Here is an 18233-nt window from a genome sequence, read left to right as displayed (position 1 = left end):
CTAACCCACTCAAGAAATTGGGAGTAACAATATGAAGAAGTCTCTTCTTTCGGCCGTGGCGCTGACGGCAATGGTTGCCTTCAGCGGCAATGCCTGGGCTGACCTGCTGGTCGGCGTTGGCGGTCCGATGACCGGCCCGAACGCCGCTTTCGGTGCTCAGCTTCAGAAGGGTGCTGAACAGGCTGCTGCCGACATCAACGCAGCTGGTGGCATCAACGGTGAAATGGTCAAGATCGTCCTCGGCGACGACGTTTCCGACGCCAAGCAGGGTGTTTCGGTTGCCAACAAATTTGCTGCTGACGGCGTCAAGTTTGTTGTTGGTCACTTCAACTCGGGCGTCTCGATCCCGGCTTCGGAAGTATACGCCGAAAACGGCATGCTCGAAGTGACCCCGGCTGCAACGAACCCGGTCTTCACCGAGCGCGGCATGTGGAACACCTTCCGCGTCTGCGGTCGTGACGACCAGCAGGGTGCGGTTGCCGGCAAGTACATCTTTGACAACTTCAAGGATGGCAAGGTTGCCGTCATTCACGACAAAACCCCGTACGGCCAGGGTCTTGCTGACGAAACCAAGAAGGCGATGAACGCGCTCGGCGTCACCGAAGTCATGTACGAAGGCATCACCGCCGGCGACAAGGACTACTCGGCCCTGATCTCCAAGATGAAGGAAGCCGGCGTAACCGTTGTCTACTTCGGCGGTCTGCACACCGAAGCTGGCCTGATTCTGCGCCAGATGGCTGACGGCGGTCTCAAGGCCGTGATGATGTCGGGCGACGGTATCACCTCGAACGAACTGGCTTCGATCGCTGGCGACGCAGTCAACGGCACCCTGATGACCTTCCCGCCGGATCCGCGCTTGAACCCGAACGCTGCCGACGCCGTCAAGAAGTTCCGCGACGCTGGCTTCGAGCCGGAAGCCTACACGCTGTACTCCTACGCAGCTCTCCAGGTTATTGCCGACGCCGCCAAGGCCGCCGGTTCCAATGATCCGGAAGCCGTTGCCACCGCGCTGAAGGAAAAGGGTCCGTACACGACCGTTATCGGTGAGCTCGGCTTCGACGCCAAGGGCGACATCACCCGTCCGGACTACGTCATGTACACCTGGCAGAAGGGTGCCGACGGCAAGTACACCTACCTGCAGAACAAATAATCGTGCGGGTCGGAAATCCGACCTGACGGCTTGAAATGCTGAGGATGGCCCGGTCTTGTACCGGGCCATCTGTTTTTCACGATGGACTTTTACATTCGTCCTTCGTCGCAGGTGCGGAATTATGAGATTGCGGTCGGGACCGTTTCGGTAATACTGCCTTCCTCTAGTGAGAGTGGGAGGAACATTCGAAATGCACGGCACCGCAACCACGCCCGGCGATGGAATTTACGATCGCGAACTGGACAGGAACATCGCAAACTTTTCCCAGATGACGCCGTTGAGCTTCATCGAGCGTGCCGCAGCCGTCTATCCTCGGCGACCGGCGGTCGTTTATGGTGAGATCCGCCGCAACTGGGCACAGACCTATGATCGTGTCCGCCGTCTGGCCAGTGCGCTGGCCGCGCGTGGTATCGGCAAGGGTGACACAGTGGCGGTGATCGCGGCCAATATTCCGGAAATGTTCGAGTGCCACTTCGCTGTGCCGATGGTCGGCGCGGTATTGAATGCCATCAACACTCGGCTCGACGCCGAGGCGATCGGCTTCATCCTCAATCATGGTGAAGCCCGCATGCTGATCGTCGATCCGGAATTCGCCGACGTGGCCGAGCGGGCGGTACACATCGCCGGCCGGCCGATCGAGATGATCGATATCGTTGATCCGAGTTTCGAGGGCGGGCACCGCGTCGGGGCCCTGACCTATGACGAATTGCTCGCGGGCGGCAATGCCGACTTCGAGTGGGAGCGGCCGGCGGACGAATGGGACGCGATCAGCCTGAACTACACGTCTGGCACGACCGGCGATCCGAAGGGGGTCGTCTACCATCACCGCGGTGCCTATCTGAATGCCATCGGCAACATCCTCACCTGGAACATGGCCAACCACCCGGTCTATCTCTGGACCCTACCGATGTTCCATTGCAATGGCTGGTGCTTCCCCTGGACCATCGCCGCCGCCGCCGGCGTTTCCGTGTGCCTGCGTGCCGTGCGCGTCGAGCCGATCTACGAATTGATCAAAAGCGAGGGAGTGACGCATTTCTGCGGGGCGCCGATCATCCTCAACCTTATCGCTCACGCGCCAGACGAATTGAAGATGGGCATCGAGCACAAGGTCAGTGTGATGACTGCGGGTGCGGCGCCGCCGGCTGCGGTGATCGAATCGATGGAGGCTCTCGGTTTCGACGTCACCCATGCCTACGGTCTGACCGAGACCTATGGACCGGCTGTCGTTTGCGCCTGGCATGACGAGTGGAACGCGCTCGGTATTTCCGAGAAGGCCCGACTCAAGGCTCGCCAGGGCGTGCGTTATTCGGTGCTCGACGGCCTGATGGTCGGCGACCCTGAGACGCTTGAACCTGTGCCCAGCGACGGTGAGACGATGGGAGAGATCTTCTTCCGTGGCAATAATGTCATGCGCGGCTATCTCAAGAACCCGTCCTCCTCTGCCAAGGCGTTTGCCGGCGGATGGTTCCATTCCGGCGACCTCGCGGTCTGCCATGCGGACGGCTATATCGAGATCAAGGACCGCTCCAAGGACATCATCATCTCCGGCGGTGAGAACATCTCGTCAATCGAGGTCGAGGGCGTACTCTATCGCCATCCGGCCGTCATGGAGGCGGCGATTGTCGCGCGGCCGGACGAGAAGTGGGGCGAGACACCGTGCGCCTTCATCGACCTGAAGGCCGGGGCGACGGTGACGGAGCGGGATTTGATCGCCTTCTGCCGCGCCAACATGGCGCACTTCAAGGCACCGAAGACCGTTGTGTTCGGACCTCTGCCCAAGACCTCGACGGGCAAGATCCAGAAATACGTATTGCGCGAGAAGGCCAAGGCGCTCTGACAGCCTACGATGGGCGCCGGCCGATGCGCGAATAGCGGCGGCCGGCGCTCAATCCACATGCAGCGCGTGTGCCGCCTTGACCGCGGCAGAGGCGCGGTTTTCAACGCCGAGCTTCACGTAGATCTGCTCGAGGTGCTTGTTCACCGTGCGCGCCGATAGCCCGAGAATATCGGCGATGTCGCGGTTTGCCTTGCCCTTGGCGATCCACAGCAGCACTTCGGCTTCCCGCTGCGTCAGGCCGAACTGGCCGCGCAACACTTCGTCGTCGCGCTTGCGATTGGCGGCCGTCAGCCGGAACAGATATTCGTCCGGGCCGAGTCCACCTAGGAAGCCGAGCTGCAATTCTGTCTCGCCGTCGTGACAGAACGAGAAGGTCGTATTGTTCTCTGCTGCATGTGTCCCTCGCTGCGCCATCCAGCTTGCGATGGCGTCGGCGACGACATCGAGACCGCTCGTGCTGCCGGTGGCGCTGTCGACGAGCCGGGTTGCCTGGGGGGTCGACCAGTGGACCGTGCCGTTACCGCGAACGGCCAGCAGGTGCCGCCCGGCGGCATCGAGCGCCACGCGGGCGCTCTGGGCAGAGCGGGCGTTTGACAGGTGCACGCGGATGCGTGCTCGCAACTCGTCGATGTTGATTGGCTTGGTCAGGTAGTCGACACCGCCGGAATCGAGTGCATGGACGACATGCTCCGTCTCGGTCAGCCCGGTCATGAAGATCACCGGCACCTGGGCGACGACCGGATCGGCCTTTAGCCTGCGGCAGGTCTCGAAGCCGTCCATGCCGGGCATGACCGCGTCGAGCAGGATGAGATCCGGGCTGATCTTGTCGACGATCGACAATGCGGCCTGACCGGAGGTGGCGATCAGCACGGAAAAGCCGGCTTGCTCCAGGGCTTCCGTCAAAAAGCCGAGTGCCTCCGGGCTGTCGTCGACGAGCAGCACGATATCGCGCGGACGGTTTGCCTCAGCCATGGTTCTTCTCCCCCCGGCCATCGACTTCCTTGAGGAACGTTGCAAAGCCGGCCATGTCGAAGGCCTGCACGAAACCGCGCGAGGCGTCGACGAAGGCGCTGTTTTCCTCGATTTTCGACAGGTCCGCAAGCTTGGCCTCTATGCCGCGGACATAGCCGATCTCGCTTAGGCGCGACAGTTCGGCGATATGCGCCGTGCCAGGTGATGGGGGCCGATCCGGGGGGGAGGTGGTCACCGCCGGGTGCGGCTGTTCGTCGGCATAGATCCACTCGAGGCCCAGATACATGGCGAGTTTGTCGCGCAGCCGCCGGACGTCGACCGGTTTGGCGATCGCATCGTCATGGCCCTCTCCACCGGGTCCGGGCGCATCGCCGATATTGGCCGAGAGCATGACGATCGGTGCACTTTGGCCTGCATTCCGCAGTTTTTCGACCAGCTGCCAACCATTCATGCCCGGCATCTGGATGTCGACCAGAAATAGATCCGGTCTGACTCCCTCAATCAGCGTGAGACATTCCGGCCCGCTTGCGGCGGTGAGCACGACAAAGTCGAGCGGCGCCAGAACCTCGCGCATCAGGTCTCTATGGTCCTCATTGTCATCGACGACGACAAGGGTGCGGCGCGGGCCGGTGTAGGAGATGATTTTGCGCTCCGGGGCGGGGGCGGTGCTCGGCCGGTCGATCGTCGAGAGCATCAGTCTCACCTTGAAGATAGAGCCCTTGTCCTTCTCGCTTGTCACCGCGATCTCGCCACCGAGCGTATTGGTGAGGAGCTTGGTGATGGTCAATCCCAGCCCGAGACCCGGCATCGGCCGGATATTATCCGCCTCGCCGCGCTGGAAGGGCTCGTAGATCCGTTTCAGGTCGTTCTCCGATATGCCGCGCCCGGTGTCGGACACGGTGAAGGTCGCGACCTGACTGCGGTAGCCAACCTCGAAGCGTACCGTGCCCTGGTCGGTGAACTTGATGGCGTTGGAAAGGAGGTTGACGAGGATCTGCCGCAGTCGCCTCTCGTCGGTGCGGACATATTGCGGAAGGCTGCGCGCACGCTCGTGCACGAAGGTCAGTCCCTTGGCGGTTGCCTGAGGGGTGAACATGTCGACCAATTGGTCGAGGAAGTCCTGAATGTTCACCTCGTTGGAAAAGACCTGAAGGCGACCCGCCTCGATCTTCGATATGTCGAGCAGTCCGTCGATCAGGCCGGACAGGTGGTCGGCGGAACGACGGATGACCTTGATCGCCGACTGGCGCGCCGGCGGGATGGTTTCATCGCGTTCGAGGATCTGGGCATAACCGAGCACGGCGTTGAGCGGTGTCCGCAGTTCATGGGAAAGGCCGACGACGTAGCGGCTCTTGGCCCGATTGGCGGCCTCCGCCGTTTCCTTGGCGGCCTGTAGGGCGGCGTCGGTCTTGCGGTGCGCGGCGATTTCTTTGAGCAGCAGGGTGTTTTGACGCGAGGATTCCTCCTCCGCCACGACCCGGCTGTCATGGGCCAGGACGTAGAACCAGCTGGCGACACCGGAGATCACGGCGGAGACGATGAAGACGATCAGGACGGTCCGGTTGACGACTTCCGCCGTCACCGGCGAGGCTGTCGCGACCTGGTGGGCGATCAGAGCCAGGATGGCGCCAATCAGCGAGACGGCGATGACGGCGGTGACGGCGTAACGACCAAGGCGGGTGGAAAGCCATGTGATGGCCTGTTCGGGTAGGATACGGGCGGCGACAAAGGCGGTTTGGGCGTTGAGCTTCGCCTGTGGTTTGCACATGTCATGGCATCGGCTGTCGAGCGAGCAGCAGAGCGAGCAGATCGGCGCGGCATAGGCCGGGCACCACGCCATATCCTCCGGCTCGAAGGGATGCTCGCAGATCGAGCAGGTGATCGAGCTGAGGTTCTTCCAGCTCTGGCGCGGCTTGCGGGCGAGGTAGAACTTGCCGTCCGTGGCCCAGGCGATCAGCGGCGAGATCAGGAAGGCGATCAGCGTGACATAGGTGGCAAGCGAGGCCATCAAGGGGCCGAACAGGCCGAAATGGGCCGCAAGCGCGATGCCGGCCGACAGCAGCAGCGTGCCGCAGCCGACCGGATTGATGTCGTAGAGATGGGCGCGCTTGAACTCGATGCCGGGGGGAGCAAGGCCCAGTGCCTTGTTGACGAAGAGGTCGGCCGAGATGGTACAAAGCCAGGCCATGGCGATGATCGAGAAGATGCCAAGCGTCTCTTCCAGGAGCCGGTAGATGCCGAGCTCCATCAGGAGCAGGGCGATTGCCACGTTGAACACCAGCCAGACCACGCGGCCGGGATGACTGTGGGTGAGGCGGGAGAAGAAGTTCGACCAGGCGAGCGATCCGGCATAGGCGTTCATCACGTTGATCTTCAGCTGCGAGATCACCACGAAGCACGCCATCAGCAGCATGGCCGCCGTCTCGTTCGGGATCATGTAGCCGAAGGCTGCCAGATACATATGAGCCGGATCGGCCGCCTCGCGGATGGGGACGCCCGTCGATAGTGTCAGCACGGCGAGGAACGAGCCGGCGAGCAGTTTGGGCACGCCGAGCAGCACCCAGCCGGAGCCGGCGAGGAAGACCGCGAAGCGATGGTGCAGCTTTCGGCCACCCTCCGGCGGCAGGAAGCGCAGGAAGTCGACCTGCTCGCCGATCTGCGGCATCAGCGCCAGGATCACGGCGGACGCGGCCCCGAATTCGATCAGATTGAAGGGAGCGGCAGCGCCGGCCTGCGCGTTGGAGTGGCCGATGCCGGCAAAGGCGCGCCACAGGTCGATCTTCTCCCAGTCGAGAAAGGCGATGAAGATGAAAGGTAGAATGTTGAGGACGATCCAGATGGGCTGGGTTATCAGCTGGAACTTCGAGATCAGACGTACGCCATAGGTGACGAGCGGGATCACCACCATGGCCGAGACGATGTAGCCGATCCACAACGGGATGCCGAAGGCCAGCTCCAGGGCGCCCGTCATGATCGAGGCTTCGATCGCGAACAGCATGAAGGTGAAGCTCGCGTAGATCAGCGAGGTGACCGTCGAGCCGATATAGCCGAATCCGGCGCCGCGGGTCAGAAGGTCGATGTCGACGCCGTGGCGGATCGCATAGCGGCTGATCGGCAGGCCGACGAACAGCATCAGAATCGCCGCGGCGATGATGGCGAGACAAGCGTTGGTCGTGCCGTAGGAGAGAGTGATCGTCCCGCCGATCGCCTCCAGCGCCAGGAAGGAGATCGCGCCGATCGCCGTCTGGGAAATTCGGCTGGAGGAGAACTGTCGGGCACTCTTGGCGGTGAAGCGAAGGGCGTAGTCTTCCAGCGTCTGGTTGGCGACCCAGCGGTTATACGCGCGCCGGACCGGGATGATGCGTTGCCGTGCGGCCATGCCTAATTAATAGCCTCTTCGGAGTGAGGGGGTGAGAATTGGGCAATCTTCACGGCATCTCGCCGAAATGCAAGCCACCGGCGCGCTTATTGCTCCGGTCATGCGCCTTCCCCAGATCGCCTTGCGCAGCACTCTGCGTCACACGGTTTGCGCCCACCGCAACGCTCAGCAAGTCCGCCGGCAGGGCCGTCGGTATGCCGCAATGGCGGGCCTTGGGCGCTGTCAACGCGCGCGCACCTCTTGTTTGCCGCGGCGGGACTGGCCACCTTTCCCCCCGACCTACGTCATATGACGTATAACGTTTTGCACTGCAGCGTCGGATAGTCCCCTTCAGCAACGGTTAAATTTCATTAACCGACCGGTTGCGAACAAGAAGAGGGGTTCACGGCAATGACTTTGAAGATGAAGCTCACCGGCGCGTTGATGGGCGCCATGCTGTCGACGACGGCATTTCACGGCGCCTTTGCCGCCGACGATACGATCAAGATCGGCGTGCTGCACTCGCTGTCCGGCACCATGGCGATCTCCGAGACGACGCTCAAGGACGCCATGTTGATGATGGTGGAGGAGCAGAACAAGAAGGGTGGCGTTCTCGGCAAGAAGCTCGAGGCCGTCGTCGTCGACCCGGCCTCAGACTGGCCGCTGTTTGCCGAAAAGGCCCGCCAGCTGATTTCCCAGGACAAGGTCGCCGCCGTTTTCGGTTGCTGGACCTCGTCGTCGCGCAAGTCGGTCCTGCCGGTTTTCGAGGAGCTGAATTCGATCCTGTTCTATCCGGTGCAGTACGAGGGTGAGGAATCCTCGCGCAACATCTTCTACACGGGGGCCGCTCCGAACCAACAGGCGATCCCGGCCGTTGATTATCTGGCCAATGAAGAAGGCGTCGAGCGCTGGGTGCTCGCCGGCACCGACTACGTCTATCCGCAGACGACCAACAAGATCCTCAAGGCTTACCTGATGTCGAAGGGTGTCGCCGAAGAGGACATCATGATCAACTACACGCCATTCGGTCATTCCGACTGGCAGACGATCGTCTCCGACATCAAGAAGTTCGGCTCCGCTGGCAAGAAGACCGCCGTCGTCTCCACCATCAACGGCGATGCCAATGTTCCCTTCTACAAGGAACTGGGCAACCAGGGCATCAAGGCCGAAGACATTCCGGTCGTCGCCTTCTCGGTCGGCGAAGAGGAACTGGCTGGTCTCGATACTACGCCTCTGGTTGGCCATTTGGCGGCCTGGAACTATTTCGAGTCCGTCGATGCCCCGGCCAATGCCGAGTTCATCAAGACCTGGCATGCCTTTACCAAGAACGACAAGCGCGTGACCAACGACCCGATGGAGGCCGCCTATATCGGCTTCAACGCTTGGGTGAAGGCCGTCGAGGCGGCCGGGACGACCGACACGGATGCGGTGCTCGACTCGATCATCGGCGTTGCTGTTCCCAACCTCTCGGGTGGCTATTCGACCGTCATGCCGAACCACCATATCACCAAGCCGGTGCTGATCGGTGAAATCCAGGCTGACGGCCAGTTCGAAATCGTGCAGCAGACGCCTGCCGTCGTCGGTGACGAATGGTCGGACTACCTGCCCGATTCCAAGGACCTGATCTCCGATTGGCGCAAGCCGATGGAATGCGGCAACTTCAACGTTGCAACCGGCAAGTGCGGCGGCAAGGGCAGCTGATCGTCTCCCCTTCTCCCCGACGGGGAGAAGGGGGCCGAAGGACCGGATGAGGGGGGAGGCGAAGCCTTGCGGCTTTCCCCTTATCGCCTCGCATCCGCTCTCATTTCGTCTTGCGGGAAAAATGGGAGCAAGCCGCAATCGCCTCTGACAACGGTGGGCGACGGGGACTGCCACAATGATCAATCGACTTCTCACAATCCTCTTCCTGTTTTTCGCGTTCGCCGCGCCATCGTTTGCGCAGAGCGATCCGAGGGATCTGATCAATGCGCTTGGCACGGCCAACTTCAAGCAGGCCGAAGATCTGCTGATGCAGATCGCCGCGACCGGTGATGCCCGCGTCGTGCCGGCGCTTGAGGCCTTTGCCGAAGGCGATCTCTATGTCCGTAAATCGGATGGTGCCGTGGTGATCACCAAGACTGCCGGCGCCAATCTGGCTGCCACCGAGGTCCTGACGGGCGAGGCCGCCGGCGAAGCGCCGAAGGCGGCCTTCACCAAGATCAAGGTCAACAACAGCCTGCGCCGTGCCATCCGCTCCGCGCTCGGCGGTCTGACACTTCTCAGCCCCGACAGGACCGTTCGTCTCCAGGCGGCGCAATCGGTTCTCCAGTCGCCGAGCGCGGAAAACCTCGAGCTCGTCGAAACGGCATTGGCCAAGGAGACCGACACTGAGGTCAAGGCGCGGATGGAAGAGGCGCGCGCCGTCTCCCTTCTTGCTTCCGATCGCTCGATTGAGGACAAGCGTGCCGCGATCGAGACGGTTGCCTCGCTTGGCGGACGTGAGGCGATCGGTATCCTGATGTCGGTTTCCGGAACCCTTGACGAAAGTCTCAAGCCCGATCTCGACAAGGCGATTGCCGGCATAGAAGGCAATCTCGCGCTCTGGGATGGCCTGCAGAACGTCTGGTATGGCCTGTCGCTCGGTTCTGTCCTCTTGCTTGCCGCCATCGGTCTTGCCATCACCTTCGGCGTCATGGGCATCATCAACATGGCGCATGGCGAGATGGTGATGATCGGCGCCTATTCCACCTTCATGGTCCAGCAGGTGATCCGCACCGGCTATCCGCAACTGTTCGACTGGTCGCTGGCTATTGCGCTTCCGGTCGCATTTCTGGTCACTGCCGTTATCGGCCTGGTGATCGAGCGCGGTATTATCCGTTTCCTCTATGGCCGACCGCTGGAAACGCTGCTCGCCACCTGGGGCATCTCGCTCATTCTGCAGCAGTCGATCCGCACGATCTTCGGTCCGACCAATCAGGAGGTCGGCAATCCGTCGTGGATGTCGGGTTCGTTCGCGCTTGGCGGGTTGACCATCACCTGGAACCGCTTGTGGATCGTGATCTTCTCGCTGTCGATCTTCTTCGCGCTGCTGGCCCTGATGAAGCGCTCGGCCTTCGGTTTGCAGATGCGCGCCGTCACCCAGAACCGCCGTATGGCCTCTTCCATGGGCATCCGCACCCCTTGGGTCGACGCGTTCACCTTCGCGCTCGGTTCCGGCGTCGCCGGGATTGCCGGGGTGGCGCTTTCGCAGATCGACAATGTCTCGCCCAACCTCGGTCAGGCCTACATCATCGACAGCTTCATGGTCGTGGTGTTCGGCGGGGTGGGTAATCTCTGGGGCACGCTGGTCGGCGCCTTGTCGCTCGGCATTCTCAACAAGTTCCTCGAACCCTCGGTCGGCGCGGTGCTGGGCAAGATCCTCGTGCTGGTGCTGATCATCCTCTTCATCCAGAAACGACCGCGCGGGCTTTTCGCGCTCAAGGGAAGGGCGGTGGAAGCATGATCACGGGCTTCATCTTCAGGGCACTCGAAGGAAAGATCGTCGTCGCCATCGCCATGCTGCTGGGCGTCGCGATGCTGGTGCCGGCACTCAATCTCTTGACTTCGCCGGACAGCTTTTTCCACATCCCGACCTATGCCGTCTCGTTGATGGGCAAATATCTCTGCTATGCGCTGCTCGCGCTCGCGCTCGATCTCGTCTGGGGTTATTGCGGCATCCTTTCGCTCGGTCACGGCGCCTTCTTCGCGCTCGGCGGCTATGCCATGGGCATGTATCTGATGCGCCAGATCGGTTCGCGCGGTGTCTATGGCAATCCGTTGCTGCCCGACTTCATGGTCTTCCTCAACTGGAAGGAACTGCCGTGGTTCTGGCAAGGCATGGACATGTTCTGGTTCGCCATGCTGATGGTCCTCGTCGTGCCGGGCCTGCTCGCCTTCGTCTTCGGTTGGTTCGCTTTCCGCTCCCGCGTCAACGGTGTCTATCTGTCGATCATCACCCAGGCGATGACCTATGCGCTGCTGCTCGCCTTCTTCCGCAACGACATGGGTTTTGGCGGCAATAACGGTCTGACCGATTTCAAGGAGATCATCGGCTTCAACGTCCAGGCCGACGGAACCCGCGCGGTGCTGTTTGCCCTGTCGGCGATCATGCTGTCTCTCTGCCTGCTGATCTCTTCGGCCATCGTGCGCTCCAAGTTCGGCAAGGTGCTGGTCGGCGTACGCGATGCCGAAAGCCGGGTGCGCTTCCTTGGCTACCGGGTCGAGAACATCAAGCTCTTCACTTTCGTCGTCTCGGCGATGATGGCGGGCATTGCCGGCGCGCTGTTCGTGCCGCAGGTCGGCATCATCAATCCCGGCGAATTCGCGCCGGCCAACTCGATCGAAGTGGTGGTGTGGACCGCCGTCGGCGGGCGCGGCACGCTGATCGGCCCGATTATCGGCGCCCTGCTCGTCAATGCCGGCAAAAGCTACTTCACCGGCGCTTTCCCGGAACTCTGGCTGTTCGCCCTTGGCGGGCTGTTCATCGGCGTGACGTTGTTCCTGCCGAGGGGCGTCGTCGGCACGATCCAGCAGCGCTATGCGGCGGGCAGGGATCGCAAAGCGGCCGTCGAGGCTGAAAAGGGTACGGACGCGGCGGTGCCGCTTGGCCAGGCCGCGGAGTAAACGAGATGAACAACAAGAAACCGACGAGCATTCTCTATCTCGATGGCGTCTCCGTTTCCTTCGACGGGTTCAAGGCGCTGAACGCGCTGTCCTTCGTCGTCGAACCGGGCGAGCTGCGCGCGATCATCGGCCCGAATGGTGCCGGCAAAACGACGATGATGGACATCATCACCGGCAAGACCCGGCCCGACGAGGGCGAGGTGTTCTTCAACGGCGAGGTCGACCTCACCAAGAAGGACGAGGCTGAAATCGCCCAGCTTGGCATCGGCCGCAAGTTCCAGAAGCCGACGGTATTTGAGAGCCACACCGTCTGGGACAATCTTGAACTGGCGCTTAACCGCAGCCGTGGGGTGTTCGGCACGCTGTTCTATCGGCTGACGGCGCAGGACAAGGCTCGCATAGAGGAGATCCTCGAAACCGTACGGCTCACCGGCCGCAAGGAGGATCTCGCCGCCAATCTTTCCCATGGCCAGAAGCAATGGCTGGAAATCGGCATGCTGCTTGCGCAGGAACCGAGGCTGCTGTTGGTCGATGAGCCGGTCGCCGGCATGACCGACGCGGAGACATTGGAGACGGCGATCCTGCTCAAGGAGATCGCCAAGACCCGTTCCGTCGTCGTCGTCGAGCACGATATGGGTTTCATCCGCGACTTGGGCGTCAAGGTGACCTGCCTTGCCGAAGGTTCGGTGCTGGCCGAAGGCTCGATCGATTTCGTATCGGCCGATCCCAAGGTCATTGAAAACTACCTCGGGCGGTGACCTGATGATTGTCAATGCGCCGATGACTCACCCTGATATGATCCCGGTGATCGAAACGATGCCACGGGGCATGGTGGGAATGTCCGCGGAGATCATGGGCATGATGACGCGCCGGATGATACTCGCGCTTGCCTCGGGGACCGTCGGCGCGGCAGCCGGTAGCGGATGGGCGCGCCATTCCTTTTCCCGGGCGATGGAAAGCGCGCGGGCGCGCATCGCCTCTTATCGTCCGAATGCCATCGTTACCCGTTTTGGCCGGCTCGAATACGCCGAGGCCGGCCATGGACCTTCAGTGCTGATGGTCCATGGGAGCGGGGGCGGCTTTGACCAGGGCATGCTGTTCGCCCAACCGTTGATCGAGCGTGGGATGCGGGTGATTGCGCCATCACGCTTCGGCTATCTGGGTACAGACTTCCCCGAAGTCCCGTCATCCGAAAATCAAGCGGATGCCTTGGCCGAACTGCTTGATCAATTGGCTATCGACAAGATCGCGGTCGTGGGCGGTTCGGCCGGGGCTCTCTCGGCGCAGGCTTTCGCCATCCGTCATCCAGATCGTTGCGCCGCGCTGGTCGCGCTGGTACCTGCGACCTATGCGCCGAACCGGCCGGCCGCGCGGCCGTGGTCGCCGCTTATGCAGCGGATTGTCAAATCTGCCCTGGAATCCGACTTTCTCTACTGGACCCTGACCGGGACCGCTTCCGACATGCTGATCGGTTCGGTTCTTGCCACAGACCCCGCGCTGCTGGAAGCGGTGGGTCCAGACGAACGCCTGCGCGTACAATCGATACTGCAGGCAATATTGCCAGTGAGCGCACGCGCACGGGGCCTGGTCAACGACATGCGTCTGGCCGGCAACCCGGATGAGATGGCAATCGCCAGCATCACTGCGCCCACACTGGCGATTTCGTGTGAAGACGACCGCTATCTGACTGCCGACGCGGCGCGGCACATCGCGGCGACCGTGCCGGGGGCGCGTTCGATCATCTACCCCAGCGGGGCCATCTCTGGGTTGGGCACAACGGCGATGCTTTTTCCGCCATCCAGGATTTCATCAAGGAGACCATATCGTGAGCGATCTCGTCGTCGACAACGTCAATCTCCACTATGGCGCAGCTCAGGCCTTGCGCGGTGTCAGCATCCGGGCTGGTGCCGGCAAGATCACCTGCGTGCTCGGGCGAAACGGGGTCGGCAAGTCGTCGTTGCTTCGCGCCGTCACTGGCCAGCACGGCGTGACGGCCGGCAAGATCGCCTTTGACGGGGTGACGCTCAACGGCATGGCACCGTTCAACCGAGCCCGCGCCGGTATCGGCTATGTGCCGCAGGGGCGCGAGATTTTTCCGTTGCTGACGGTCAGGGAAAACCTCGAAACCGGCTATGCGCCACTGCCGCGCAAGGAACGCTTCATCCCCGACGAGATCTTCAGCCTCTTCCCGGTGTTGCAAACCATGCTCGCAAGGCGCGGCGGTGACTTGTCGGGCGGCCAGCAGCAGCAACTCGCCATCGGCCGGGCGATGGTCACTCGCCCCAAAATCCTTGTGCTGGACGAGCCGACCGAAGGGATCCAACCGTCGATCATCAAGGACATCGGCCGGGCGATCCGCTACCTGCGGGACTCGACCGGCATGGCGATCCTGCTGGTCGAACAATATCTCGACTTCTGCCGCGAGCTTGCCGACCATGTCTACATCATGGATCGCGGCGAGATCGTGCATCAGGGGCCGGCTGAAACGCTCGACACGGCGGAAGCGCGCCGCCATCTGACCGTTTGAACCGGAAAGCGGGGTTGATGAATTATTAGTAAAGCATGGTTGATGCTGTAAGGCGGCGTGGTAATGACACGTGTCTGCGAAACAAAGGCTTAGCCATGACAACCAGCATGGTTCGACACTGTGTGCGGGGCGGCGGGGCCGTCGGCTTCCTTGCAACGGCACTTTTCATCCTCGCCGGCATGGGCGCAAGCGCCATGGCCTCGGGCTGCGGTGTGTCATTGCCGGCCGGACGGCACGAGCTGGCGATCCAATCGGACGGCGTCGAGCGCTCGGCTGTTTATTTCATTCCCTCGACCTACAGCGGAAAGCGCAAGCTGCCGCTTGTCTTCGACTTCCACGGTTCCAACAGCCATCCCGAAGGTCAGATGAACCGTAGCCACTGGGATGCTGTCGCCGAGCGGGAAGGCTTCATCGTCATGGCGTTACAGGGCAGTCTCGACGGCGCTGTGCCTGGCACCTATGCCTGGAATGTTCCCGGCGTGAATCCGCTGCCGGGCGTCAGCCGCGGCAACGGTCTCGATGAAGGCAGGTTCATCCGCGACGCGGTTGACAAGGCCAAGCAGATGTTCTGCGTCGATCCGGCCCGCGTCTACGCCTCCGGCTATTCCGGCGGCGGGCGTATGCTGTCGCAATATATCTGCGACGGGCATGGGGATTTCACTGCCGCCGGCTTTGTCATGGGCTTGCGCGCCGGCTATCCGGAACAGGAGGATGGCGTATGGCGGCCGCGCAAGGCAAGCTGCCAGCCGGCTCGGCCGATCTCGATCATCGCGTTTTCCGGTCTCAAGGATCACATCAATCCGTTCGCTGGCGGTGGCAAACCCTATTGGCAATATGGCGGCGAGGTCGCGCTGAAACGCTGGGCCGAACTCAATGGCTGCGACGACCGTGAGAGCACCGACAAGGGTGACGGGTTTTCCGTGTCGACCTATTCCGGCTGCCGGGGCGGAACGAGCGTCATGTCCTATGTGATCGCCGACGCCACGCATGACTGGCCCGCGCAGAGCATCCACTTTCCTCTCGCAATGGGCGGGGATGAGGCGATCCGGGAGGTTGATGCGACGGACAGAATGTGGGACTTCTTTCGCAGTGCGGGAAAGGAGCTTGTGGCCACATCGACGGCCAAGGCGACCTGCATCGACACGACAACAACCGCCACGAACAACAAGGGCGGGCAGGGAACAGCGTGCAGACAGCCAGTGCAATCAGACCTCAGCGCGCCCGGGGCGTCGGAAGGCTTGTGACGAAGCCATTCGGCGGGCGCACGCGCATTGCCGAACTCTACCAGGAAGGCGCGGCCAAGATCCGCTTGCCGCAGACCTTTACCGACGAGATGGAGGCGGTGATCATCAACACCGCTGGCGGCCTGACAGGCGGTGACCGGATGGACTGGTCGTTTGTCGCCGGCCCCGACACATTTCTCACCGCCACCACCCAGGCCTGCGAGAAGGTCTACAAGGCAGCCGCCGGCACGGCCGAGGTGACCACGCGCATTGACGCCGGTCCCGGTGCGCGGGTTCACTGGCTGCCGCAGGAGAGCATTCTTTTCGACAATGCCTCGCTGACGCGGCGCCTTGAGGTCGATCTTGACGAGAGTGCCGAATTCGTCGCCGTCGAAGCGATCCTGCTCGGCCGCAAGGCCATGGGCGAGGCCATGGCACAGGGCATGTTGCGTGACCGCTGGCGCATCCGCCGTGGCGGCAGCCTGATCCATGCCGAAGAATTGCTGATGGCCGGAGACGTGGCCGGCTTGACGGCCTCTGGTCCTGTTCTGGCCGGCAAGGTTGCCTTTGCCACCGTGTTCTATAGCGGGCCCCTTTGCGAGGCGCTGCTGCCCAAGGTGCGCGCTGTGCTCGGTGATGCGGCGGGTGGCGCCAGCCAATGGAATGGAAAGCTTGTCGCCCGGCTTGCGGCCGAAGATGGGTATACTTTGAGAAAATGCCTGATCCCGGCGATTTCCGTCTTGCGCGGCGGGGCGTCAGTGCCGAAAGTCTGGAATCTGTGACATCAGTCAATAAACGAGTGGAGCGGTCATGAACCTGTCGCCGAGGGAAAAAGACAAACTGCTGATCGCCATGGCGGCCATGGTGGCGCGGCGTCGGCTGGAACGGGGCGTCAAGCTGAACTATCCGGAAGCGATCGCGCTGATCAGTGATTTCGTCGTTGAAGGCGCCCGCGACGGTCGTCCGGTTGCCGAACTGATGGAGGCCGGCGCCCATGTCATCACCCGCGACCAGGTGATGGAGGGGATCGCCGAGATGATCCACGACGTGCAGGTAGAGGCCACTTTCCCGGACGGCACCAAGCTTGTCACCGTCCACGAACCGATCCGTTGAGGCGCGTCCATGCTCGAGCTCAGACCCAATTGCGAATGTTGTGACCGCGACCTTCCGCCGGAAAGCCGTGATGCCGTGATGTGCAGCTTCGAGTGCACCTTTTGCAGCGATTGCGCGGCCACCGTGCTTGGCGGCCTCTGCCCCAATTGCGGTGGCGAACTGGTGCGTCGACCGATCCGGCCGGCGGCGAAACTCGTAAACAATCCAGCGTCGAGCCGGCGCGTCTTCAAGGCCGAGGGCTGCCAGCCCGTCAAGGCCGCCTGATAACGGAGAGGGGCAGTTCATGATCCCGGGTGAAATCATTGCCGCAAGCGGCGACATCGAACTCAATGCCGGCTTCGAGACGGTGACGCTCGAAGTGTCCAACACCGGCGATCGGCCGGTGCAGGTCGGCAGCCATTACCATTTCTACGAGACCAATGCCGGTCTCGACTTCGACCGAGAAAAGGCGCGGGGCATGCGGCTCGACATTCCTGCCGGCTCGGCGGTGCGCTTCGAGCCCGGCCAGATGCGTCAGGTGACGCTCATTCCGCTTGCCGGCAAGCGTGAGGTCTATGGTTTCAGGCAGAAGGTCATGGGGAGGCTCTGATGACTATCGCGCATTATCATGGCAGCTGTCAGTGCGGTGCCGTCGATTTCGACATCGATGTTGATCTCGGTCATACCGCCGTATGCAATTGTTCGCGTTGCCGGCGGTTGGGCTCAGTACTCGCCTTCGCGCCGCGGGAGGCGTTCAAACTAAACTCAGGCGAGGACAACCTCGCCGAATACCAGTTCAACAAGCACGTCATCCATCATCTCTTCTGCAAGACCTGCGGTATTGAGAGTTTTTCGCTTGGAGCGACGCCGGACGGCAAGGAGATGGTCGCGGTTAATGTCAATTGCCTCGACGGAGTCGATGCGCGCGCGCTGCCGTCGCAGGCATTCGACGGAGCATCGCTGTGAGGGGGCTGGGAAATCTGCTGAAGTCGATGACACCGCTCGCCCGAAGTAGCAGCGCACTTGCCGCGTTGGCGCTTTGCCTGGTGGTCGCACCGGCCTCGGCTGAGGATGAGCCGATCATCAAGTGCGAGGACGCCGTCACCCAGACGGAAATGACCGTCTGCGCCGTGCAGGAGCACGAGGCGGCAGACAAGAAGCTCAACGAGCAGTGGGGCAAGACCAAAAAGGCGGTGGCCGAATGGGATGCCGGGCTGGATGCCGAACAGAGGGGCGCGGTCGATGCCTTGATGAAGGCGCAGCGCGCCTGGATTCAGTATCGCGACGGGCATTGCGATGTGCAGGGCTTTTCCGTACGCGGCGGTAGCCTCGAGCCGGCGATCATAGAGCTCTGCCTGGCGGACCTGACGCGCAAGCGGACGGCGGAACTGGAGGATCTCATCAACGGTTTCGGAAACTGACGATCGGACGGA

At 62.0% G+C, this 18233-nt stretch carries 16 protein-coding genes and 1 pseudogene; 15 read left to right on the top strand and 2 right to left on the bottom strand.

The window, feature by feature from the left end; all coding sequences use genetic code 11:
* The first annotated feature begins 31 nt into the window (after positions 1-31).
* Entirely contained in the window at positions 32-1150 is a 1119-nt protein-coding gene (locus RNA01_RS12670; protein WP_147180577.1) for a branched-chain amino acid ABC transporter substrate-binding protein, read from the top strand.
* A gap of 190 nt (positions 1151-1340) precedes the next feature.
* Positions 1341-2987, top strand: coding sequence for an acyl-CoA synthetase (locus RNA01_RS12665; protein ID WP_147180576.1), 1647 nt, complete (start codon positions 1341-1343; stop codon positions 2985-2987).
* A gap of 48 nt (positions 2988-3035) precedes the next feature.
* On the opposite strand, the gene RNA01_RS12660 is transcribed toward RNA01_RS12665, so the two are convergent.
* Both RNA01_RS12660 and RNA01_RS12655 read right to left on the bottom strand, forming a co-directional pair.
* Entirely contained in the window at positions 3036-3959 is a 924-nt protein-coding gene (locus RNA01_RS12660) for a response regulator transcription factor (RefSeq protein WP_147180575.1), read from the bottom strand.
* Positions 3952-7338 carry a hybrid sensor histidine kinase/response regulator gene (locus RNA01_RS12655; RefSeq protein ID WP_147180574.1) on the bottom strand — a complete coding sequence of 1129 codons (3387 nt, stop codon included), beginning with the start codon at positions 7336-7338 and terminating at the stop codon, positions 3952-3954. Before RNA01_RS12655 ends, RNA01_RS12660 begins: the two co-directional genes overlap by 8 nt.
* Positions 7339-7728: 390 nt before the next feature.
* Between RNA01_RS12655 and urtA the strand changes: the two genes are divergently transcribed.
* The 13 genes and pseudogenes from urtA to RNA01_RS12590 all read left to right on the top strand — a co-directional run bounded on the left by urtA (position 7729) and on the right by RNA01_RS12590 (position 18221).
* Positions 7729-9018: an urea ABC transporter substrate-binding protein gene (gene urtA / locus RNA01_RS12650; protein ID WP_147180573.1), complete on the top strand. Its 1290-nt coding sequence runs from the start codon at positions 7729-7731 to the stop codon at positions 9016-9018.
* Positions 9019-9193: 175 nt separating this feature from the next.
* Complete coding sequence (urtB, locus tag RNA01_RS12645; protein ID WP_147180572.1) at positions 9194-10798, top strand: urea ABC transporter permease subunit UrtB; 1605 nt, start codon at positions 9194-9196, stop codon at positions 10796-10798.
* Positions 10795-11958, top strand: coding sequence for an urea ABC transporter permease subunit UrtC (gene urtC, locus RNA01_RS12640; protein WP_147180571.1), 1164 nt, complete (start codon positions 10795-10797; stop codon positions 11956-11958). Before urtB ends, urtC begins: the two co-directional genes overlap by 4 nt.
* Positions 11959-11963: 5 nt before the next feature.
* Positions 11964-12716: an urea ABC transporter ATP-binding protein UrtD gene (gene urtD, locus RNA01_RS12635; protein ID WP_147180570.1), complete on the top strand. Its 753-nt coding sequence runs from the start codon at positions 11964-11966 to the stop codon at positions 12714-12716.
* Between the two features lie 4 nt (positions 12717-12720).
* Positions 12721-13695 (top strand): annotated as a pseudogene (locus RNA01_RS24055) (alpha/beta fold hydrolase); the annotation flags it as partial.
* 88 nt (positions 13696-13783) lie between these two features.
* Positions 13784-14485, top strand: coding sequence for an urea ABC transporter ATP-binding subunit UrtE (urtE, locus tag RNA01_RS12625; protein WP_147180568.1), 702 nt, complete (start codon positions 13784-13786; stop codon positions 14483-14485).
* Positions 14486-14580: 95 nt separating this feature from the next.
* Positions 14581-15729 carry a CE1 family esterase gene (locus RNA01_RS12620; protein ID WP_147180567.1) on the top strand — a complete coding sequence of 383 codons (1149 nt, stop codon included), beginning with the start codon at positions 14581-14583 and terminating at the stop codon, positions 15727-15729.
* Entirely contained in the window at positions 15672-16490 is an 819-nt protein-coding gene (locus RNA01_RS12615) for an urease accessory protein UreD (protein ID WP_147180566.1), read from the top strand. Before RNA01_RS12620 ends, RNA01_RS12615 begins: the two co-directional genes overlap by 58 nt.
* 28 nt (positions 16491-16518) lie before the next feature.
* The gene (locus RNA01_RS12610; protein WP_115669576.1) at positions 16519-16821 is read left to right on the top strand and encodes an urease subunit gamma; all 303 of its coding nucleotides are present in this window, start codon (positions 16519-16521) and stop codon (positions 16819-16821) included.
* A 9-nt stretch (positions 16822-16830) separates the two neighbouring features.
* Positions 16831-17085, top strand: coding sequence for a DUF1272 domain-containing protein (locus tag RNA01_RS12605; RefSeq protein ID WP_147180565.1), 255 nt, complete (start codon positions 16831-16833; stop codon positions 17083-17085).
* Between the two features lie 19 nt (positions 17086-17104).
* Complete coding sequence (locus tag RNA01_RS12600) at positions 17105-17410, top strand: urease subunit beta (protein WP_147180564.1); 306 nt, start codon at positions 17105-17107, stop codon at positions 17408-17410.
* Positions 17410-17766, top strand: coding sequence for a GFA family protein (locus RNA01_RS12595; protein ID WP_147180563.1), 357 nt, complete (start codon positions 17410-17412; stop codon positions 17764-17766). The genes RNA01_RS12600 and RNA01_RS12595 overlap by 1 nt, the downstream gene beginning before the upstream one ends.
* The gene (locus RNA01_RS12590; protein ID WP_235916604.1) at positions 17763-18221 is read left to right on the top strand and encodes a lysozyme inhibitor LprI family protein; all 459 of its coding nucleotides are present in this window, start codon (positions 17763-17765) and stop codon (positions 18219-18221) included. The genes RNA01_RS12595 and RNA01_RS12590 overlap by 4 nt, the downstream gene beginning before the upstream one ends.
* The last annotated feature ends 12 nt before the right edge of the window (positions 18222-18233 follow it).

The organism is Paenirhizobium naphthalenivorans (assembly GCF_007992095.1).
In the GTDB taxonomy this organism is placed as follows: Bacteria; Pseudomonadota; Alphaproteobacteria; order Rhizobiales; family Rhizobiaceae; genus Allorhizobium; species Allorhizobium naphthalenivorans.
The sequence above is the reverse complement of the archived record's forward strand: the minus strand, read 5'-3'. Positions and strand labels throughout refer to the sequence as shown.